This is a genomic window from Staphylococcus intermedius NCTC 11048 (assembly GCF_002902385.1).
In the GTDB taxonomy this organism is placed as follows: domain Bacteria; phylum Bacillota; class Bacilli; order Staphylococcales; family Staphylococcaceae; genus Staphylococcus; species Staphylococcus intermedius.
In genome coordinates this window covers 23233-43178 of record NZ_PPQH01000052.1, presented here as the reverse complement: position 1 = coordinate 43178, position 19946 = coordinate 23233, and the positions used below count along the sequence as shown (strand labels likewise).

Annotated in this window: 18 protein-coding genes; 6 read left to right on the top strand and 12 right to left on the bottom strand. The window is 38.9% G+C overall.

Annotation, left to right across the window (positions count from 1 at the left end; genetic code table 11):
• Positions 1-100 precede the first annotated feature (100 nt).
• The gene (locus tag CD138_RS11210) at positions 101-2236 is read right to left on the bottom strand and encodes a DNA topoisomerase III (protein WP_019167893.1); all 2136 of its coding nucleotides are present in this window, start codon (positions 2234-2236) and stop codon (positions 101-103) included.
• Between the two features lie 134 nt (positions 2237-2370).
• Here CD138_RS11210 and CD138_RS11205 point away from each other — a divergent pair, with 134 nt between their 5' ends.
• Complete coding sequence (locus CD138_RS11205; protein WP_241520315.1) at positions 2371-3234, top strand: GNAT family N-acetyltransferase; 864 nt, start codon at positions 2371-2373, stop codon at positions 3232-3234.
• A 555-nt stretch (positions 3235-3789) separates the two neighbouring features.
• Here the strand turns inward: CD138_RS11205 and CD138_RS11200 are convergent.
• Entirely contained in the window at positions 3790-4698 is a 909-nt protein-coding gene (locus CD138_RS11200) for an AEC family transporter (RefSeq protein ID WP_019169690.1), read from the bottom strand.
• A 106-nt stretch (positions 4699-4804) separates the two neighbouring features.
• On the opposite strand from CD138_RS11200, the gene CD138_RS14275 reads away from it, so the two are divergent.
• Positions 4805-4975 carry an SE1832 family protein gene (locus CD138_RS14275; RefSeq protein ID WP_019169689.1) on the top strand — a complete coding sequence of 57 codons (171 nt, stop codon included), beginning with the start codon at positions 4805-4807 and terminating at the stop codon, positions 4973-4975.
• A gap of 67 nt (positions 4976-5042) precedes the next feature.
• Complete coding sequence (mspA, locus tag CD138_RS11195) at positions 5043-5360, top strand: membrane stabilizing protein MspA (RefSeq protein WP_019169688.1); 318 nt, start codon at positions 5043-5045, stop codon at positions 5358-5360.
• Positions 5361-5520: 160 nt separating this feature from the next.
• Here the strand turns inward: mspA and CD138_RS11190 are convergent, their stop codons facing one another.
• The 3 genes from CD138_RS11190 to CD138_RS11180 form a co-directional block, all read right to left on the bottom strand.
• The gene (locus CD138_RS11190; RefSeq protein ID WP_019169687.1) at positions 5521-6678 is read right to left on the bottom strand and encodes an aminotransferase class I/II-fold pyridoxal phosphate-dependent enzyme; all 1158 of its coding nucleotides are present in this window, start codon (positions 6676-6678) and stop codon (positions 5521-5523) included.
• Between the two features lie 202 nt (positions 6679-6880).
• Complete coding sequence (locus CD138_RS11185) at positions 6881-10039, bottom strand: efflux RND transporter permease subunit (protein ID WP_019169686.1); 3159 nt, start codon at positions 10037-10039, stop codon at positions 6881-6883.
• A gap of 224 nt (positions 10040-10263) precedes the next feature.
• Positions 10264-11544, bottom strand: coding sequence for a lipid II:glycine glycyltransferase FemX (locus CD138_RS11180; protein WP_019169685.1), 1281 nt, complete (start codon positions 11542-11544; stop codon positions 10264-10266).
• Between the two features lie 116 nt (positions 11545-11660).
• Here CD138_RS11180 and CD138_RS11175 point away from each other — a divergent pair, with 116 nt between their 5' ends.
• Positions 11661-11915 carry a hypothetical protein gene (locus CD138_RS11175; protein WP_019169684.1) on the top strand — a complete coding sequence of 85 codons (255 nt, stop codon included), beginning with the start codon at positions 11661-11663 and terminating at the stop codon, positions 11913-11915.
• Here CD138_RS11175 and CD138_RS11170 read toward each other — a convergent pair.
• On the bottom strand, positions 11906-12673 hold the full coding sequence (locus tag CD138_RS11170) for a VOC family protein (RefSeq protein ID WP_019169683.1): 768 nt from the start codon (positions 12671-12673) through the stop codon (positions 11906-11908). The two genes, CD138_RS11175 and CD138_RS11170, sit on opposite strands and share 10 nt — an antisense overlap.
• A gap of 172 nt (positions 12674-12845) precedes the next feature.
• On the opposite strand from CD138_RS11170, the gene CD138_RS11165 reads away from it, so the two are divergent.
• Together CD138_RS11165 and CD138_RS11160 are read left to right on the top strand one after the other, a co-directional pair.
• Positions 12846-13292, top strand: coding sequence for a MarR family winged helix-turn-helix transcriptional regulator (locus tag CD138_RS11165; RefSeq protein ID WP_019169682.1), 447 nt, complete (start codon positions 12846-12848; stop codon positions 13290-13292).
• 422 nt (positions 13293-13714) lie between these two features.
• Positions 13715-15586, top strand: a complete 1872-nt coding sequence (locus CD138_RS11160) for a DUF8508 domain-containing protein (protein ID WP_019169680.1) — start codon at positions 13715-13717, stop codon at positions 15584-15586.
• A gap of 237 nt (positions 15587-15823) precedes the next feature.
• Here the strand turns inward: CD138_RS11160 and moaA are convergent, their stop codons facing one another.
• Genes moaA through CD138_RS11130 form a run of 6 tightly spaced genes read right to left on the bottom strand, consistent with a single transcriptional unit; the run spans position 15824 to position 19905 of the window.
• On the bottom strand, positions 15824-16846 hold the full coding sequence (moaA, locus tag CD138_RS11155) for a GTP 3',8-cyclase MoaA (protein WP_019169679.1): 1023 nt from the start codon (positions 16844-16846) through the stop codon (positions 15824-15826).
• Positions 16847-16863: 17 nt separating this feature from the next.
• Positions 16864-17469, bottom strand: coding sequence for a molybdenum cofactor guanylyltransferase MobA (gene mobA, locus CD138_RS11150; RefSeq protein ID WP_019169678.1), 606 nt, complete (start codon positions 17467-17469; stop codon positions 16864-16866).
• Positions 17470-17478: 9 nt separating this feature from the next.
• On the bottom strand, positions 17479-17712 hold the full coding sequence (locus tag CD138_RS11145; RefSeq protein ID WP_019169677.1) for a MoaD/ThiS family protein: 234 nt from the start codon (positions 17710-17712) through the stop codon (positions 17479-17481).
• Positions 17709-18167 carry a molybdenum cofactor biosynthesis protein MoaE gene (locus tag CD138_RS11140; RefSeq protein ID WP_019169676.1) on the bottom strand — a complete coding sequence of 153 codons (459 nt, stop codon included), beginning with the start codon at positions 18165-18167 and terminating at the stop codon, positions 17709-17711. The genes CD138_RS11145 and CD138_RS11140 overlap by 4 nt, the downstream gene beginning before the upstream one ends.
• Before the next feature lie 5 nt (positions 18168-18172).
• Complete coding sequence (mobB, locus tag CD138_RS11135; RefSeq protein WP_019169675.1) at positions 18173-18649, bottom strand: molybdopterin-guanine dinucleotide biosynthesis protein B; 477 nt, start codon at positions 18647-18649, stop codon at positions 18173-18175.
• Entirely contained in the window at positions 18646-19905 is a 1260-nt protein-coding gene (locus CD138_RS11130; RefSeq protein WP_019169674.1) for a molybdopterin molybdotransferase MoeA, read from the bottom strand. The genes mobB and CD138_RS11130 overlap by 4 nt, the downstream gene beginning before the upstream one ends.
• Positions 19906-19946 lie beyond the last annotated feature (41 nt).

Genomic DNA, 19946 nt, shown 5'->3' with positions numbered 1-19946 from the left:
AAATACTCCAATAGTCTATTACGATTACGGGTGAATTTCAACACTTTTTTCCGAACTTTATATTCAGAAAACTATATTTCGTTCGATATTTAACGCTACATTACAAGTTCAAACCTTTTAATGCATCTTTAAATGGATTGTTTTCTAATTCATCTTCTTTCATATATTTTTTCATTTCCCGCTTCGACACTTTGTCTTTACCTTTGTTCTTAAAGCGTTGATCCATATGTTCCTGTGTTTCGGTATAACCACAGACACAACGATATGTTGCTTTTTTACCTGTGCCGAATTTCGTTAATCGTTTCTTACATTGCGGACATCTCGCATTTGTTTTCGTTTTCACATCTTTCTTTGTTTTACATGACGGATCTTGGCAAACGAGCATTGAACCATTCTTCGTGTTCACTTTTAACATGAATTTGCCACACGTTGGACATTGTGCAGATGTTAAATTATCATGTTTATATTTTTGCTCGCTCGATTTTATCGTATTGATAATCTCATGCGTAAACTTTTTCATTTCTTGCATAAACTGTTGCGCTTTGAATTGCCCTTTTTCAATTTGCATCAATTTATCTTCCCATTCAGCCGTAAGTCGTGGTGAAGTTAATGCAGGAGGTGCAAGATCTAAAATTTGCTTCCCTTTAGAAGTCACTTTAATTTTACCGTCTTGACTTTCAATCGCATTCATATTAAACAACTTATCAATGATGTCTGCACGTGTCGCAACCGTACCGATACCGCCAATTGTTTTCAACGTTTGTGCAGATTTTTTATCTTTTAAGTCGAAAAATTTATCTGGTCGCTCCATCGCTTTGAGCAATGTGCCTTCATTAAAATATGCAGGCGGTGTCGTTTCATGAGCCACTATTTGTAGACGTCCTATTTCAAATGTCTCGCCTTGATTGAATGACACAGCACGTTCTGTTTGTGCTCGGTCTTGTTGTAATTTTTTAAACCCTAATTCTACTGGAACTTGTGATTGATACGTGAAGGTATGTTTGCCAATGCGCACTTCCACATGTTGCGCACGATAGCGATACGGTGGCATCAATACTTCTAAATAACGCTGTGCAATCATCGTATAAATTTTTCGTTCATTTGGCGAGAGTGTCTCAATATTTGCACGCACTTCTGTTGGGATAATCGCATGGTGGTCAGAAACTTTTTGATTGTTTACAAATGACAATTTCTTCGCGAATGGCTGTTGCAAAATCTCTCTCGCATAAGGCATCAAATCGGTTCCCATCGTTGCTTGCACACGCTCTTTTAATGTATCCACCATATCTGTCGTTAAATAGTTCGAATCTGTACGCGGATATGTCACTAATTTATGTCGTTCATACAATTGCTGTAACGTATTTAATGTTTGCTTCGCGCCTAAATGATATTTTTGATACGCAGCTTGTTGTAAATCAGTTAAATTAAATAACGGTTGCGGATAGACCTTTTTCTCTTTTTCATGGACATTGTTGACTTGTGCGTGTTGATGTTGTAATTCTTGGACAATGGCTTCTAACTTTTCCTTATGATAGATACGCCCTTCATGCTGATATGTCATCGTCACACCATTCACTTCAGCTTCTAAAGTATAGTACTGTTGTGGCTTGAAGTTTTTTATTTGTTCCTGACGCATCGCTACAAGTTGAATCGTTGGTGTTTGCACACGTCCAAGTGATAATTGTGCATCATATTTCGTTGTCAATGCACGTGTCGCATTAATCCCTACAATCCAGTCCGCTTCACTTCTCGCTAATGCAGCTTGATATAAATGATCGTATGCACGCCCATCTTTCAATTTTTTGAAACCTTCCTTAATTGCTTTAGGTGTTACTGAACTGATCCATAAACGTTTAATCGGTTTTTTCACATGTGCCTTTTCAATGATTAGTCGTGCAACCAGTTCTCCTTCTCGGCCAGCATCTGTTGCAATAATCAATTCATTGACGTCACTGCGCTTCATTAAATGTTGAACGGTATTAAACTGTTTACGCGTTTTACCAATGACTACGGATTTCATTTGTTTCGGTATAATAGGTAAATCCTCAAGCACCCATTGTTGATACTTTTTATCATATTGTTCAGGCGTTGCATTCGTCACAAGATGCCCAAGTGCCCATGTCACAATATATTGTTGGTTTTCAAAATAACCTTCTTTACGTGATCCTATATTTAAAGCATTGGCAATATCTCGCCCCACTGATGGCTTTTCTGCTAAAATCAGTGCTTTACTCATGATTCATTCCTCCATATTTCGTTCCTAGTATTAAAAAAACAACCCTTTAAGTCTCAATTGAATGCTTCACAAGTTGCTTTCATTTCATATCAAAAAATCTTATAATTAAGTTAAGTATATCATTAAGGAGGCGCATGATGAAGATATCTCAAGTCACTCCCAATCCAGCTATTGCGTCATTTATTCAAACGTATGTCTCAGAACGTCCATCCTATACGAATAAGTTGCCATTAGATGATGAACAAGCGCTCTTTACATTTTTAGAAGAAGCTGCTGATGAAACAGGGCTATTTGTAGTTGAAGAAGACTCTGAAATACAGATGCTATTACTGTGCATTTCATATTCAGAAGACCGTTACAAAGTCATTGGCCCGATTGTGAAAACAGGTTATCAACCAACGCCAGAGACATTCAAACAACTTTTCGATACCGTCACAGCACAACATCGACAGCCATCCACTTACTATTTTGCATTTACGGCACAACACGCACTGATTAAAACGTTTATGAAAACCATTGGCGCGTCATACACATTTACAGATTATCATTTAGAAACGAGTCAAGATTTAGGCGAAACACAAAACTTACATCATATGATTCCGTATAGTAAAGCGTATTACCCCTATTTTCAAAGATTACATGAAGATACGTTTACACATCATGCGATGACTGCAAAAGAAATCGTTACATCACTAGACGATCAACATGAACTCGTTTTGTACATGGCAGAGGGGATTTTAAAAGGTTACTTATACTTAATTTATGATGCCACAGAACGTCATGCAGAGATTAAGTATTTTTCAAGTCATACCGACTATCGCTTAAAAGGCATTGCGTTCGATTTAATTCAACATGCCATTCACCGTGCGTTATCTAGATCTGAAATTGAACATGTCTACTTTAAAATACGTAGCAAAAACCATAAACTCGTCGAACGTTTTCATGAACTTGGCTTCAACATTTCATACGAGTATCAAAAGTTTAAAATTTCAAAATAACATCTGCACATCGTAGGAAAGGATAGGGACTGGGATATTAAGTTTTCCCAGTCCCTATCCTTTTTATGGACATATATCGATTAATGATGATAAAACAGCCAAAAATGGGGATAAATGGGACGTCATCATTTGGATGTTACGGGGGTGTCGCCATTTCATAAAGTTGACCCTCAGTGACTGCATTTGATGTAAGATTGCCCAGAAGGCTGAGACTCCCGAGGGATAGAGTTAAAAACAAAATGCCGTCTATTAACTTTGATAGTGGTTATTGTTTAACGCAGTAGCTGTCTGACTTCTCAATGCTCTTGAGAAGTCTAGTCAGCCTTGCGGGGGCAGTACGACGAAATCTTTGTGACACATGAGATTTCTGTATTGCTCCCAAAATCCAATTTGGCTTCCATCCAGTGTACACTTCAAGCAAGCCAAATTTAGTTGAGACAAGTCCCTGGGAACGCGAAGCCATAAGGGCAATCAGAAGCGCAAATCATAGGGGGGGGTAGTTAAACAAAATACTGCAACCACAGCATTAAATTGATTATGCCCCAGTCCCCATCTTTATACAAACCAATATTGATATAAATATAAGATAACAATGCTGATTACAATCGTCACATTGCTGGCCATCGCAATCACTGGCAACGTACGATACTTAAATTGTACTGCATATGACAGTGCTGCAACTCCTACCGGCAACAACCAAATGAGCTGTAAAGTCGTTTTAATCATTTCATCGTCAACAGGTAGGAAGAAATAGACGAGTGTGCCAAAAATAATCCCAAAACCATAATGCAGGACAAGATACTTCAGTGTTAATGGTAAAAAGCGTCGTTCTAATCTAAAGTCCATTAAAACACCGAGTAAAATCATCGAAAGTGGTAAATTGGCGTGGCTTAAAATATCGAAGAAACGAATGGCTGTATCTGGGAGATGCCATTGGAAAATATTAAGAACTAACATCGTAATATATGTCATTAATGGGACAGATTTCATCATATTCCATAAAATTTGCTTCGGATTAAATCCGCCCCCTACTTGTTTGAAATAGCTCGCAGCGAAATACGTTAAACCAAACATTACAATGGCTCCACCGATATCTGCCATTCCGAAATACAACAGCCCTTTTTCCGGCCATATTTGTTGAACTAACGGATATGCAAAAATACCGATATTGAGTGCTGCCATCATCATTGCAACCGTACCACGTACTTCATTGCTATATTTAATAAACATGAGCACAATCAGTACTTTTGTCACAACACCATATAAAATCATCATGACAGGCAACACAGCGAGTGATGGCGTCAAATTCACATGGTTTAAATTAACGATAACGACAGAAGGCAACGTTACGTTAAGAACTAACGTCGAGATGACGCGACTGTCTTTCCCGTTAATATAACCAAGACGCTTTAGGATGTACCCCAGTGCAATTAATAACAATATCATCAAAAAATTCTCTGTCACGATACATCCCCCTTTCTAACATCTTGTTTCTATATTACTGTAAAACGTTTTAATTAAGCAACGTTAACATGCTATAATAAAAAGGATTGATAAAAGGAGGTGCCCTATGGATTTAGAACAGCAGTTACAAGAGCTTAAAATGGACTATGTGCGATTACAAGGTGATTTAGAAAAGCGCGAATCCACATCGCAGCAAGTCGATCCATTAATTCAACAACTCGAACAAATCGAAAACCAAATTGCTGATGTACGTAGGCAACTTCAAGAAAATCGATAAAAGCGCGAATCAGCTCTAACTTTATCATCATTGACTTCACGAGCAAGATACAGAAAGGATGTACTTCATGTTAGCTTACCTAATCTTATTACCCCTCATGTATTTAGTTGTTGCCTATATTAGTATTTTTAAAATGCGTATTATGATGCCAAAATTATTAAGAGTGATTATGGGGCTATTACTCATTATTGTCGTTGGTACTTCACTCGTCTATTATCCCGCAGAAGCTTGGTGGGTGTTTGTCGTATTAATTTTATTAATCGGCAATATTGAAATCACTGCATTCAAACATTCCAAAAATGATGAAAAAGGTGTGCGTATTTTAAATATGATGTCCCTTTTTATTCTCATCATTTACATTGTGCTTGCTTCAATTTTTATTTAATATTGCATCCATTTTTCTCGTTTACATATTCATATCGTATGTCCATCAAAAACTAACGTTGCGTCTCAATTAAAGTGCGCCGTTAGTTTTTTTGCGATTTACAAAACATTAAAAAGGACCGATGCGACATTGTATCATCTCATCAGCCCTCTCTATTTTTCTACGCTTGACGATAAAGTGGTTTCAACGAGACTATGCGTGCAATCGCCTCATCTAATTGTGCTTCATCAATTGCAAATGATAAGCGCACATACCCTTCTCCTTCTTCACCAAAAGGATGGCCAGGTGCTGCTAAAATAGATTGTTCTTGTAGTAAATATTGAATGAATGCATCACTCGAAAAACCTTCTGGACATTTCAACCATAAGAAAATGCCGCCTTTAATTGGTTCATGCGGAATAGCTGCTTCATTTAATGCTACTTCTATTTTATCGCGTCTCTTTTTAAAAATGTCATTTTGTGATTTCAATTCATGATCACATTCATTTAATGCTACCGTACATGCATCTTGTAACGCCCCATACATGCCAGCTTGTGTATGTGTGTGATATTTCCGAAGATTCGCAATCATTTCTTCATTACCGACCGCAAAACCGACACGATAGCCTGACATATTATATCCTTTTGAAAAAGAAAATATTTCAATAGCACATGATTTCGCTCCGTCTGCTTGGAGAATACTCGGGTTCGGTTGGTCGAATCCGAATGCTTGGTACGCAAAGTCATGTACAATTTTTGTTGGTGTATTTTTAAAACGGTCAATCGTCTCTTGGAAAAACTCAGGCGTTGCAACAGAACCTGTCGGATTGTTCGGATACGTTAAATAGATAAGCTTAGTATTTTTCGTGTCCACTTCATTCCAATCCGGTATGTAATGACGTTCAGGGGACAATTTTAACGGTTTAGGTATACCCCTTGCGAGTCGCACGCCTGCATCATAATCTGTGTAGCCTGGATCGGGTAACAGGACTTCATCCCCAGGTTCAATGACACATGTCGGTAAAGCAACAAGCCCATTTTTTGTGCCATACAATAAACACACTTCTTTATCTGGATCAAGCGTGACATTGAATTGCCGTTGATAAAAATCAACAATCGCTTGTCTAAAAGCATCTTTTCCTTGAAAGGCTAAATATTTTTGATTAACCGGCTTAACAATCGCTTCTTGTAATGCTTTTATAATTTCAGGTGGTGTATCGCCATCTGGTATGCCGACTGCCAAGTTAATCAATGGTAAGGGCCCGTGCTCAATCTTTTGCCCCACTGTTTTACCAAAATAACTGTCTGGAATTTCGCTTAATATTGTTGTGTAAGTCATCGTCTTCCTCCTTACTTGCATTGATTTTTATAGGGATATTGCCATTCCTATAAAGCAAAAGGGCTGAGACAAAGTCATGTACATCTCCTGTCTCAACCCTCTTCTATTTGTTAAAGTACGACGTGTTTGCCCTCATGGACTGACTCGTTTCAATGAGGATAATGGTTTCATCTTACATAATGAACACCATTACGTCAATGTTTTACGCGTTCTTTTTACGTCTTGTTAATTTTGCTTTTAACGTAAACAATATTTCATAAATAACAGGGACAACAATGAGTGTCAGCAATGTTGATGATAACAATCCGCCAATGACTGTTGCCGCAAGTCCTTTCGAAATCAATACGGAGCTATCTTGACCGAATAATAACGGTATTAATGCACCAATCGTCGCTATCGCAGTCATTAATATCGGTCTAATCCGCGTGCCACCCGCTTCTAACAACGCTTCTTTCATCGGTAAACCTGCTTTTTCATTCATGATGACACGATCAATGAGGACAATCGCATTTGTTACCACGATACCGATTAACATGAGAAGTCCAATCATACTTGGTACAGACAATGTTTCTCCTGTGAAAATTAATGCAAAGACAACACCGATAATCGTATATGGCAGTGCGAATAAAATCGTGAATGGCGCAAGTGCACCTTTGAATGTCAGTACAAGCACGAGATAGACGATAATAATCGCCGCTAACATCGCAATCATCAATTGTGAAAATGCATCCTGTATATCTTCATTCGTACCACCTAAAGACGTATGCACATCACTTGGTTTATCAAGTGCGTTGAGTTGTTTCATCACTTCTTGAGAAATCGAACCGACATCATCACCTGAAATCGTCGCAGAAACAGTGCTGACATAGTCGCCACCTTTTTTCACTAGTGCATTCGGAGTCGATGTCGTTTTTAATGTCGCTATGTCACTTAACTTGCGATTCTCTCCAGTTGGCGAAGGAATAGGTATGTTTTCTAATTTTTCTTTCGTCCAATGCGTCTCTTTTTCTTGTTGAACAACGACATCATAGGTTTGGTTTTGTTCTTTAACTTTTGAAACCGTCATATCTGGGATGTTCTGATTGAGCATCATCGCCAGTTGGCCCGCTGTCATTCCTGTTTTTGCCGCTTCATTTGGGTCCACTTTCACTTCATATTGTTGATATGTTTCTGTTAAATCCGACTTCACGTTCGTTAATCCAGACACTTGAGACATTTTTTCTTGAATCGCCTTCACTGTGCCTTCAATTTCTGCAGTCGACGGTCCTGTCACTTCTACATTCAACGTGTTAGAGGTTGCCCCAGTTCCCATATCTAGATTTTTCCATTCACCGTCATGATGATACGTCTTAATATGTTTCAACACGCGCTCAGGTTCTTGATCAAAATTCGGTGTATCTGAATCATACTCAACCATTAACGCCATGTTATTCGTAGAACCAGTAGGATCAACAGGTGATGCCCCTCCCACTGAATATTGTACGTGACGGACATTTTTATTATCGAGTAAATATTTTTCAACTTCTTCTGCGTGTGATAATACTTTTTGCTTTGTTTCACCTGGTTTTGGTGTATATGTGAGGGCCATAAATTTATCTTCGCCGGTACTAATGAAGCTAGTTCCAACTTTCATACTTCCTAAAACGATACTGCCGATTAAAATGGCTGTACTTAAAATGATTACGATCCATTTATGGTCTAAACTCCAATTCAACACATGTCGATAGCCACGCCCTACTGTACCTATCTCAGATTTCGGTTTACGTTTCAGTCCACGCTTAAAGAACATAGAACCGAGTACTGGTACAATGGTAATCGAAACCAATAATGAGGCGAGCAAACTAAATGTAATCGCATAAGCGAACGGTCTAAACATTTCTCCAACTGATCCTGTCACAAATGCAAGTGGTGCGAATACGACAATCGTTACTAATGTAGACGACATAATCGGTATAAACACTTCTTTCGTAGCAGATACGATAAGTCCATCACCCGATAATGGTTCGTCCTTACGCGTCAGTCGTCGGTATATATTTTCAATCACAACAATAGAATCATCAATCACACGACCAATCGCGACTGTCAGTGCACCTAATGTCAGTATGTTCAATGAGACATCCGTGAGTTTGAGTGCCACCATCGCTATGAGTAAAGACAATGGAATAGACACAATCGAAATCGCTGTCATTCGAATATTTCTTAAGAATAACATGATGACAATGACTGCAACGATAGATCCGAGGAGTGCTTTTTCAATCATTGTGTTTAAAGAATCTTTGATTGGTTTAGCAGTATCCATAATTTGAACAGATTTCAGTTCCGGGTTTTCTTTAACAAAATTTTGAATGGTTTGCTTCACATCGTTTGCGACTGCAACTGTATTAGCGCCTTGCGTTTTAACAATCTGAACATCGACAGCATCTTGACCGTTAGTTCTAGAAATCGATGCACGTTCATCAGATAGCTTTACTTCAGCAAGGTCACTTAATGGAACTGCTTGTGCACTTTGTTGATTGTTTGACAGGGATTGGCCTGACGCTGCAAGATTACCACTGTTTGTTGCATCACCGCTTTCTTGTTGCCCTTGTGCACTGCTACCTGAAGACTGTGCCGCAAGTGCTAACGGAATTTGCATATTTTTGAGTGCATCCACGGAAGCATATTGTCCATCAATGACAATTGATTTTTCGGTATCACCAAATTGGAATAAACCTAATGGCGCTTCTTTTGTTGCCCCCTCAATATAGTCAGACACTTGTTTCGCATTGAGTCCCGCCTTTTGAAGTTTGGCGTCATCAAATTTGATTGTCACTTTACGCTCGATTTGACCATTTACTGTCGCACGTTGAACCCCATCAATCGTTTGCAATTTCGGAATCAATTGTTCTTCGACAGCTTTCGTACTCGCTTTGACATCACCTTTTTCATGCAAAATGGAATACGCAACAACTGGGAAAGCATTCATTGAATTACGTTTGATGTCCGACGTTTGTGCCTCGTCTGGTAAACTCACCTTTTTCAGCGCTTTTTCAATGTCTTGTTCTGCTTTATCCATATTGGTACTTTCATCAAAGTTGACCGTAATCATTGAAGCATTAGACAAAGATTGTGTCTTAACGCTCGTGACCCCTGCCATCCCCCGTATTTCTTCATCAATCGGGTCACTAATTTCTCTCATCACTGTTTCAGAAGTAGCACCCGGCATCGGTGTTGTAATCGTCAACATCGGTGGTTCTGTATCGGGTAACAATTCCAACCTCATTTTAAAACTTGAATAGACGCCTCCCAATATGACAAGCAGTACCATTAACAAAATGGCAAACTTATTCGATAACGAGAAGTCGATTAATTTTTTTACCACACGCAACGCTCCCTTTTAAATAACTTCACTACATCATGATTTCAGCCCGTAAAAATGTAGCCTTTCAATTGAACATGTATGATAAAACGATACGCATCGTTCTATCACTCTTAAAAGGTGACACGGTATATGCATCTACAAGTTATGTAAATGCATATCGTGCCACCTTAATTATTTTAAATTTGTTGTTATCAAACGTTTGAATGACATCCTATCGACCATGCTTAAGCCTTCTTGTGGCCTTTACGTTGTTGTATAGATTTGATTTGACGAACCAGTTTAATTTTAAGTTGTGTCAACTGCGGTTTAAACTGTTCGACTGCTTTATAAACAATAGGATTCAGTACATAATCAAATTCCCCAATTTTTTCACTCAAACGTGTTCCCCAAGCTTTTTTAAATGCCCATAAACCATAGTGACTCGAATCTTTGTCTGGATTGTTATCTGTCCCTCCAAAGTCGTATGTCGTTGCGCCTTTTTCACGTGCAAATTGCATCATTTTAAATTGCATATGATGGTTTGGCAAAAAGTCGCGGTAATGGTTAGATGAAGCCCCATAAAGATAATACGATTTGTGACCCGCAAACATCAGCAATGCGCCTGATAAATATTTGCCTTCTGGATGTGTGCGTTCAAGTTGTTCCATATCCTCAATGAGCGCTTGGTTTTTCTTCATTTTTTGTTCAGCATCTTTTAATTTATTCTGTACTTTTTTATTGCTTTGATCCTTTTCTGTTAACGCATCCACTTCAGTTTGTAACTTTTGTTGTTCTGCCTTCAACTCAGCCAAGACAGGTTTCGGTTCAAGTTTCACTAAGAACAATTCTGCATCACCGTCTGGATGAAGTGCATCATAAATCGTTTCAAAATAGGAAACATCTCGCGTTAAGAAGCCATCACGCTCACCTGTTTCTTTCATTAAGTCCGCAAATATTTTCAAGTCTTCGCGTCCTTTACGTTCCACTTTAGTTCCACGTTTTAACGCCAATCTCACTTTTGAGCGATTGCGGTTTTCAAAGCTTTGAATTAATGCTTCATCAGACTGATTAATTGGGGTGATCATCGTCATACGTGGCTGAATGTAATCTTTGGCTAAGCCGTCTTTGAACCCTTTATGTTTAAAGCCCATTTGTAATAAATCTTGGACAACTGTCATGCCTTGGTCAACTTCTACATCTGGATCAATTTTAATCGTATATGCCTTTTCACTTTTGGCAACTTTAATCGCTTCAGATAACAAAGCTTTCACCGCGTCTGTTTGGGTATAATCAACAACGAAGCCGCGTGAAGCATAACATAGCGTAAAAGGTGTGCGTGGTATCTTTTTAAATAATAATTGTGCGACACCTTTCAACTCACCATTTTCCCCTACAGCAATACGTTTCGCATACCATCCCGTTAATTTTTTCGTGTCTCCCCATTTTGTCAATTGTAGTAAATCACCATTCGGATGCGCCTTTACAAATGCATCATGTTCTTGATCGGTTATATTCATGCGTTTCATTTCTTGTATAAAACTCCTTTTAGTTATCGTCTTCTCTTATTTTCTAGTATAATCAATGACACATTCGATTGAAACGTCACAGAATAGATGTATAGATACAAACTGGAGGTCTCTTTATGCGTCAATTGATTTTACTGTTACTTACTATGATGAATATCATCTTTATCGTATGCACATTCGTTTTTCATATCGGCATCGATTACTTAAGTTTACGCATTATCTTTGTCGCGTTTTCATTGGTTGTCGGAATTTATAGTGTGCTTCTACATGAAACGAAACAACAACTCTTTTTATCACTCATCACAGCTATCACCGCATTGTTACATGTCGTACTGATCATCAGTCTCGTATACAGCGTTGTTTATGCGTGAGGTGGAATAAATTGATATCTTGCACCTCTTGTACGAAAAGCGATGGGAGATTCAATGGTTTGATCGATAAATTGAACTGCTTCTATGGCATCCTCTTTATCCTCTACCACCTTAAATTTGATTTTTTTAGCAGGACTTTGCAGGATGGTGTAGCGGTCCGAAGATTCAACCTCTTCCATATCAAACCATTTCTTCCAATGATCCACCATCGTTTGACGTTGATATGTATTTAACGTAATCATATCTATTGTCAAATGTTGATGAAAATGTTCTCGTAAATCCGCTTCACGTGCCTCATCTGACGTATTCCACTCTATAAAAAAGGGCATGATGACATCGAATTGATGATTGGCAACATACAGCAATCGCCACTGAATCATTTGTCCTTTTTTATTTTCTCTCGTCATTTCAACAGGTCCTACTGTTTCAAGCCCTCTTTCTTCAAATTGGGCTTTTAATTGTTCAATATCGTGCGTTCTAAAGCAAATCTTTTTAAAACCTTGTCGATAACCATTTTCCATAATCGATGTCGCAAACGAGTGCTTGCCCACATCCGTTTTAGACTGTTGTTTCATTTTTCCTTGATGATATATATCTAATAATTCAATATAAGCTAAATCGATTTGGACGAGTCGATTAAAAGTCCCTAATTTTTCATGCTGACCACCTTGTTGAATTTCCAAATATTTCCCGGGAAACTCGAACTGATTTAATCCATCAATATAATGGATGATGTGATCAAATTCTATATCTATCATTTATACGTTCACTCCCACTTCTCATGCCGTAACATTATTTTACCAAATATTTGTTGTGAAATCTCGATATAACACGCACTGCACTTTTGAATAAGTAACGTCCTTATATCCAACAACTTTAACATGAAGTGTTATAATATGCCTTAAGAAACTATCTAGAAAGGAGTCTCGTATGGAACCTTCAATATTATTTGATCATTTCACCAAACTTTATCGCCCCTATATTAAACTCGTCCATCCTTTGCTCGATGAAAATGAACTTTATCCAGCACAATGGTTAGTTATGAAAGATATCGCGGTCAATCCTGGCACAACACTTGTCCAAATTTCTAAACGTCGCTCCATAGAAAAGCCAACAACACGAAAAATTTTAAAAGCGTTGGATGCTCAAGGTTGGTTAATCATACGTCCAGGTGAAGTAGATAAGCGAGAAAAACTACTCTTTTTATCCGAATCGGGTCACACAGTTCATGACAAATTGAAGCTGCAAATTGGCAAATTACAACGTCAAGCCATTGAACCATTGCAACTTTCTGATAATGAGATTGCACGTGCCACAGATATTTTAGAACAGTTGTATCAGTCATTACTCGCACAACTTCAAAACGACGAAAGTTAAAGTATTTTGCCTCTTTATACAGGACTGGGGTACAATTGAACGTTGACTCACCCCACTCCTAAAATAGGCGAAATCATGAAGGTAGATGGCACTCAATATCCATCCACGCTTTATCAAAGGTAATGTTCAATTATAACGTTGCTGAGTTGGAAAGACAGCCCTTAGGAATACAAATCCATGGCGGCAATTCTAAAATATATCAATCAATACAATCAAAACTTTTCATACCCTATCCCCGGAAACCTTTTGAATTCAAACGCTTCGGTCATCACTTCCATTTTCTGTTTATTTTTGTAGCATCTCATCAAAACGCTCTCCTTCCAATATTCGCCATTTTTTTAATTAATCAAATTTTTACATTATTATTTTAATTGTTTTTGGTATACTTAACGCGTAATCAATATTTTTAAGGAGGCAATCTCTTGAAAAGCAAATTAATAACTTCAACTTTAGTTTTAGGCCTACTCAGCACAGGCGCGACGTTTTACGACTCCAGTGCACTTGCAGAAACATCTTCCTCAACTCGTATTCATGATATTCAAGGTGCAGGACATACATCACCTCTGAAAGATCAACGCGTTGAAAAAGTCCCAGGTATTGTGACTTACATTTATAAGGCAAATAACGCCTATTATTTCCATTTACAAACACCGGACGCACAAAAGGACAATAATCCTGCAACTTCTGAAGGCATTATCGTCTTTGCCGGCAAAGAGAAGCCTAACACACAAGTGGGTGATCTCGTTCATGTTTCGGGTACAGTCCGTGAGTATGCGATTGAAGGCTATGCAGAAAAGGCAAAAACAGATTTACCCTTAACTGAAATTGATGCACGTACAGATAAAGCCGGTGAAATCACTGTCCAAAAAGAGAATCAACCTTTACCTAAACCTGTGAAAATTAAGAAGATTCCACAACAAATCGCTTCTCCTCAACATTTTTCAGTTTTCAAACCGGATACATATGCGATTGACTATTGGGAAGCTTTAGAAGGCATGCGTGTAGAATTCAAGGATGTCCGCAGTGTAGGACCGCAAGACCATGGCGAAGTATTCACAGTATTAAACCAAAATCGTCCAGAAACGAAAAATGGTGGCATTTTATTAAAATCCGATAATGCTAACGGTCAACGTATCGCCTTTAAAATGAATGGCGATAACAAACAAGCACAAGACTTTGATATTACAACAGGAGATCGCTTTAAAGGACCATTAATTGGTTATGTGAATTACAGTTTCCAAAATTACAAAATCAATATCGATTTAAATGACATGCAACAAGCACACGTTAAAGGAAAAGCACAACCTAAAGGCACGACATTAAAACCGTCTGAAAACAAACTGACAGTGGCTTCATATAACTTAGAAAACTTTTCAAATGACGTTAAAAGTTCAAGTCATGACAAAGCCATGAAGCTCGCCAACGGTATTGTTAGTCATATGAAACAACCCGACATTGTTGGGGTGACAGAAGTTCAAGATAATAACGGACCGGGTAAAGGCAGTCCCGACGCCTCAGCCTCGTATGAGCGTCTCATTCAAGCCATTAAAGATGCAGGTGGACCAACATATCGTTATGTCAATATTGATCCTGAAAACAATGTAGATGGCGGACAACCTGATGCCAATATCCGCGTCGGCTTTTTATACAACCCTGAACGCGTGACATTTAATGATCATATACCAACAGGCGATGCGACAACGAACGTCGGCTATGAAAACAATCAACTGACACGCAATCCAGGTCGTATCGCACCACAAGACCCTGCTTTTGAGGATGTGCGCAAATCGCTCGCTGCTCAATTCGATTTTAAAGGACAACAAGTCATTGCGATTGCAAATCATTGGAAATCAAAACGTGGAGATGATGGCCTGTTTGGTAGTCAGCAGCCAGTCCAATTAACTTCAGAACCACAGCGCGTAGAAATCGCACATCGTATTGGTGAATTCGCAGCACATGTTCAACAACAAAACCCTAACGCCAACATTATTTCAGTCGGCGATTATAATGACTTCCAATGGTCAAAACCACTCAAAACTTTTGAGTCATACGGATTAACGAATAAGGTGAACGATGTACCTAAAAACAAACGCTATTCATACGTCTATCAAGGCAATACACAAACATTGGATCATATTTTAGTCTCTCAACATTTAAAACGCCAAACTCAATTAGACATGATTCATGTGAATAGTGACTTCACTGACATGTCTGGCCGAGCAAGCGACCATGACCCAGTCCTTGCACAAATTGACTTTTCAAAGCAAATTAAAAAGCAGAAAAAGCAAAAATAGGCATAGCTATAAAGCAAATGGAAGATAAAAATTTTGATACGCTGGGTGCGCAGTATTGGACTTAACGTGCCCTCTTACTATGAATTGTAGTATTTGATTGCCTTTATGGCTTCCCTTTCTCGAGAGGCAGATGCCCAACTCGATGACATGTAAACCAGATGGAATCCAAATTAAAATTTGGGAGCAGTACGATGAAATCTTTATTAAACAAAAGATTTCTGTACTGCTCCCAAAAATTTATCCACCAATATAATTCATATTAATCTTCTTCTTCCGTCTATTCGCAACGGTCTCTGCTGTTCGCTCATCTGAATAACGATCATCACGAATATGCCACAAAGCCTTCAATTGCGCCATCACTTCTGCATCATCCGCACCGCTTCTGAGTAGTCCGCGAATATCAAAGCCACTGCCTGTACTGAATAAGCAACCATAAAATTTACCGTCTGAAGATAACCGTGCACGTGTACAGCTTGAGCAAAATGAATCCGACACACTCGTAATTAATCCAAACTGTGCTGCACTCCCAACATGACGATAATATTGAGCAACTTCCCCAAAATATTCTGGAGACACTGGTTCAATGTCAAATTCAGCCGCAATCATTGCCAACATTTCATCTTTTGTGACGACTTTACTAAAATCCCAGCCGTTGTCATTGCCGACATCCATAAATTCAATAAAACGAATGGTCACAGCTTTATCTTTAAAATAGCGGACCATCGGCAAAATTTGATGATCATTGACACCTTTTTGAACGACAACGTTAATTTTCACTTTTAAACCAATACTGATTGCATAATCAATTTGTTCAAGTACAGTCGTCGCTTTAATATCACGATTGTTAATGGATTGAAACACACGATCATCAATGGCATCTAAACTGACATTAATGCGTCGTAATCCAGCATCATATAGTTTTTGACCATGTTTTTTAAGTAATAAGCCATTCGTTGTGAGCCCTATATCTTCAATACCTTCAACCTGTGTAATTTGAGCGATTAATTGATGGAGATCTCGTCGAAGTAACGGTTCCCCACCTGTAATTCTCACCTTTTTAACACCGAGTTGCGCATATAATCGTGTGATACGTACTATCTCTTCAAATGATAACAATTGATCTTTCGGTAAAAAAACATAATCATCCCCGAAAATTTCTTTTGGCATGCAATAATCACAACGAAAATTACATCTATCAGTTACGGAAATGCGCAAATCACGAATGGGTCTGCCCAATTGATCCAGTATTTGGTCTGCCATATTGCGCCCTCCTTTTCTTATTTCGCTAGTTCTGCTTCTAATGCTGCCAAATCTTGTTGATAATTCACATTTTGATACCAATAATGCGGACTGTCGATTGTGTTCGCATCTAACCAATCTGTCGACACTTGTTCATACACATGTTTCATACTGAGATCATCCGACGCTAATACTTCTTCAATAATTGGCAACACGCGTTTATGATAAAAAGCGATCGTCGGTATCGGACGTGCTTTATCCATAAAGCCGGCGATGTCTAAATGTTCTTCAATCAGATTCGCTACCATAAATTGATACAGGTGACTGATTGCTTTTTGAGTCACCATAGGGGTATCGACTGAAATGACGAAATAGAGATCCTCATCCGTATCACGTGACATCGCACTATATATACCGGCGAGTGGTCCTTTATCTCTATGTTTCGGTTCATCTATGACGACCGTGTCATGTTGAAATTGAGAAGAGAGTTGTTCGTTCGTACTAATCATAATCTCATTAAACATGTTCGTCGCATGTAACGTTTGGACAAGTTGATGATAAAACGTCGTCCCGTTAATTTTTGCAAATGCTTTCGGTGCGCCAAATCTCTCTGAATGCCCACCTGCGAGTATAATTGCTTTCATGACTATTGATTAACCTCCACTGACTGGCGGAATCAGTGCAACCACATCGTATGGCTGAATGAGATCTTCCGCGCGTGCAAACTCTTCATTGATTGCAACTTGAAATTTTTTCCCTTGAATAATGGGATAGGTTTGATATAAATGTGTCGTTAAATCAGAAACTGGCACTTCATAATCAAAATGAAATACGTCTTCTGAACGATTCACTAGTTCTTTAATTTCTGCAAAGTATAACACCTTCACGATGTCAGTCCTCCTTTATTGACAGCATCGTCGTGATAACCCCGTTGATGCCCTTGCCATTCTGCGCCATCTTCCCAAATTTCTTTTTTCCAAATAGGGACCACTTCTTTAATGCGTTCAATCGCGTATTCATTTGCTGCATATGCGTCCTTTCGATGCGGCGATGACACGCTAATACATACAGCAATATCAGATATTTGAAGTGCACCAATACGATGGCCAATCGCTGTTATTGTTCCCGGCCAGCGTTCAGTAATCTCATCACCAATTTGTGCCAGTTTCTTTTCAGCCATGGGTACATAAGCCTCATACTCTAAATATTCTGTACGGACACCTTTCGTCCATTCACGGACATGCCCTGTAAACACAACAATCGCGCCTTGTTTTTCATTTAATGTGTACGCGCGATATTGTTCCGGTTCTAACGGTTGTGTTGTCACTTCAAATTGTTTCAACCCTATCACCCTTCATTCATTTGTATCCACTCAGTTAACCATGCGAACAGCGCACGTTCATCCGATGTTGTTATATCTCTTTTAACTGCAAATTTCACATTCGACAACTGTTGAAGTTGCTCATACTCTATTTCATTACGATACACAATCACTTTATCATAATGTTCATATTTGTATCCTTCAACTAATATGATACTTTTTTCAATGGTAACACATTCGTCAATTAAAGTCCGTAAAGGCATTTCATCAAATCTTTGAATACTTTCAATATACTGATGACCTTGTACAATACTTTGATCTGCCCCAGCATTAAAATGACGCATATGATCTAAATGCTGTGCTGGTAGCGTAATGTCTTCGCCCATATGTCCGTGATGTTTAATCGTCACGACCGGATAGCCTAACACTTTAAAATGTGTCACTATCTTTTGCATAAGTGTCGTCTTCCCTACATCTTTAAACCCGACGACTTGTAAAATCATAAGTCACTCTCCCGTTGATACGCTTCTGATGAGGTTAATATGACTTGCACTTCATGGCCACGCTCAAAACCTCTTGTGCCGCCTGGTAATACTATCATCGCATTACTGTGCGCGATAGACACGACTGCACCTGATTTATTGAAACCTGATGGCCGTACAGTCGCTTGACGTCCTGTGAGCACAACGTTAGCACGAATAAATCGAGTAAATGGATTCGCCTTTTTAAAGTCTTCCATCAATGTGGCACGTACCATACTTGGAAAACATTTTTCAGCTTGCATCATATGGTACATCGCCGGCTTAACGAATAACTCAAAGCCCGAATAACAAGCAGAAGGATTCCCTGATAAACCGAATAAATATTTACCTTCCGATACTGCAACAGTTGTAACACTCCCAGGTCTCATTGCCACTTTGTTAAATAACACCTCTGCATTTAACGCGCGATAAATATCCGGTAAATAGTCAAAATCACCGACCGACACGCCACCTGTGGTAATGACGATATCATGTTCAGAGAATGCTTTTTTAACGACAGCTAGGCTACTATCAAAATCGTCTTGTTGAATTTTGTATAACTCGCCTGTAATCCCCTCTTTACGTAACAACGCATAAATCATCGGACCATTTGAATTACGAATTTTCCCAGGTTCTAACGGTGCATCAATATCGACAAGTTCGCTTCCTGTCGCAATAATGGCTACGGATGGTTTTTGAAATACAGGGACGTCAACATAACCAAAAGTGGCTAGCACTGCGACTACTCCCGCGTTAATACGTTGACCTTTCGTTAAGACAACATCGCCTGTCGACGTTTCTTCTCCTTTTAATGATACATTCTCTAACGGTTCAAAAGGCTTGCGAATTGTAAAACCATTTGCCGATTCTACCGTTTGTTCAAGCATCACAACGGCATCTGCACCTTGAGGCATTTCAGCACCTGTCATAATACGTACAGCTTGTCCTGCTTCAAGTTGTTTCGCGGACACACTTCCTGCCCCAATATGATCAACGACTTCAAAAGGGATGCGCGTGTCACTTGAAGCACCGACAGTATCGACACTTCTCACCGCAAAGCCATCATAAGGTGATTTATCAAAGCGTGGAATGTCATACGTTGCAACAATATCTTCAGCAAGAATATAGCCTTCACATTCATAGATGTTCATTGTCGTCGTTTCCATCTCAATATTTTGTTTCATAACACGTTGTATCGCTTCAGCCACTGGGATGGGATGTCTTTTTTCTACTGGCATGATGAACCACTCCTAACAAAATGAAAAATTCATGCTATACT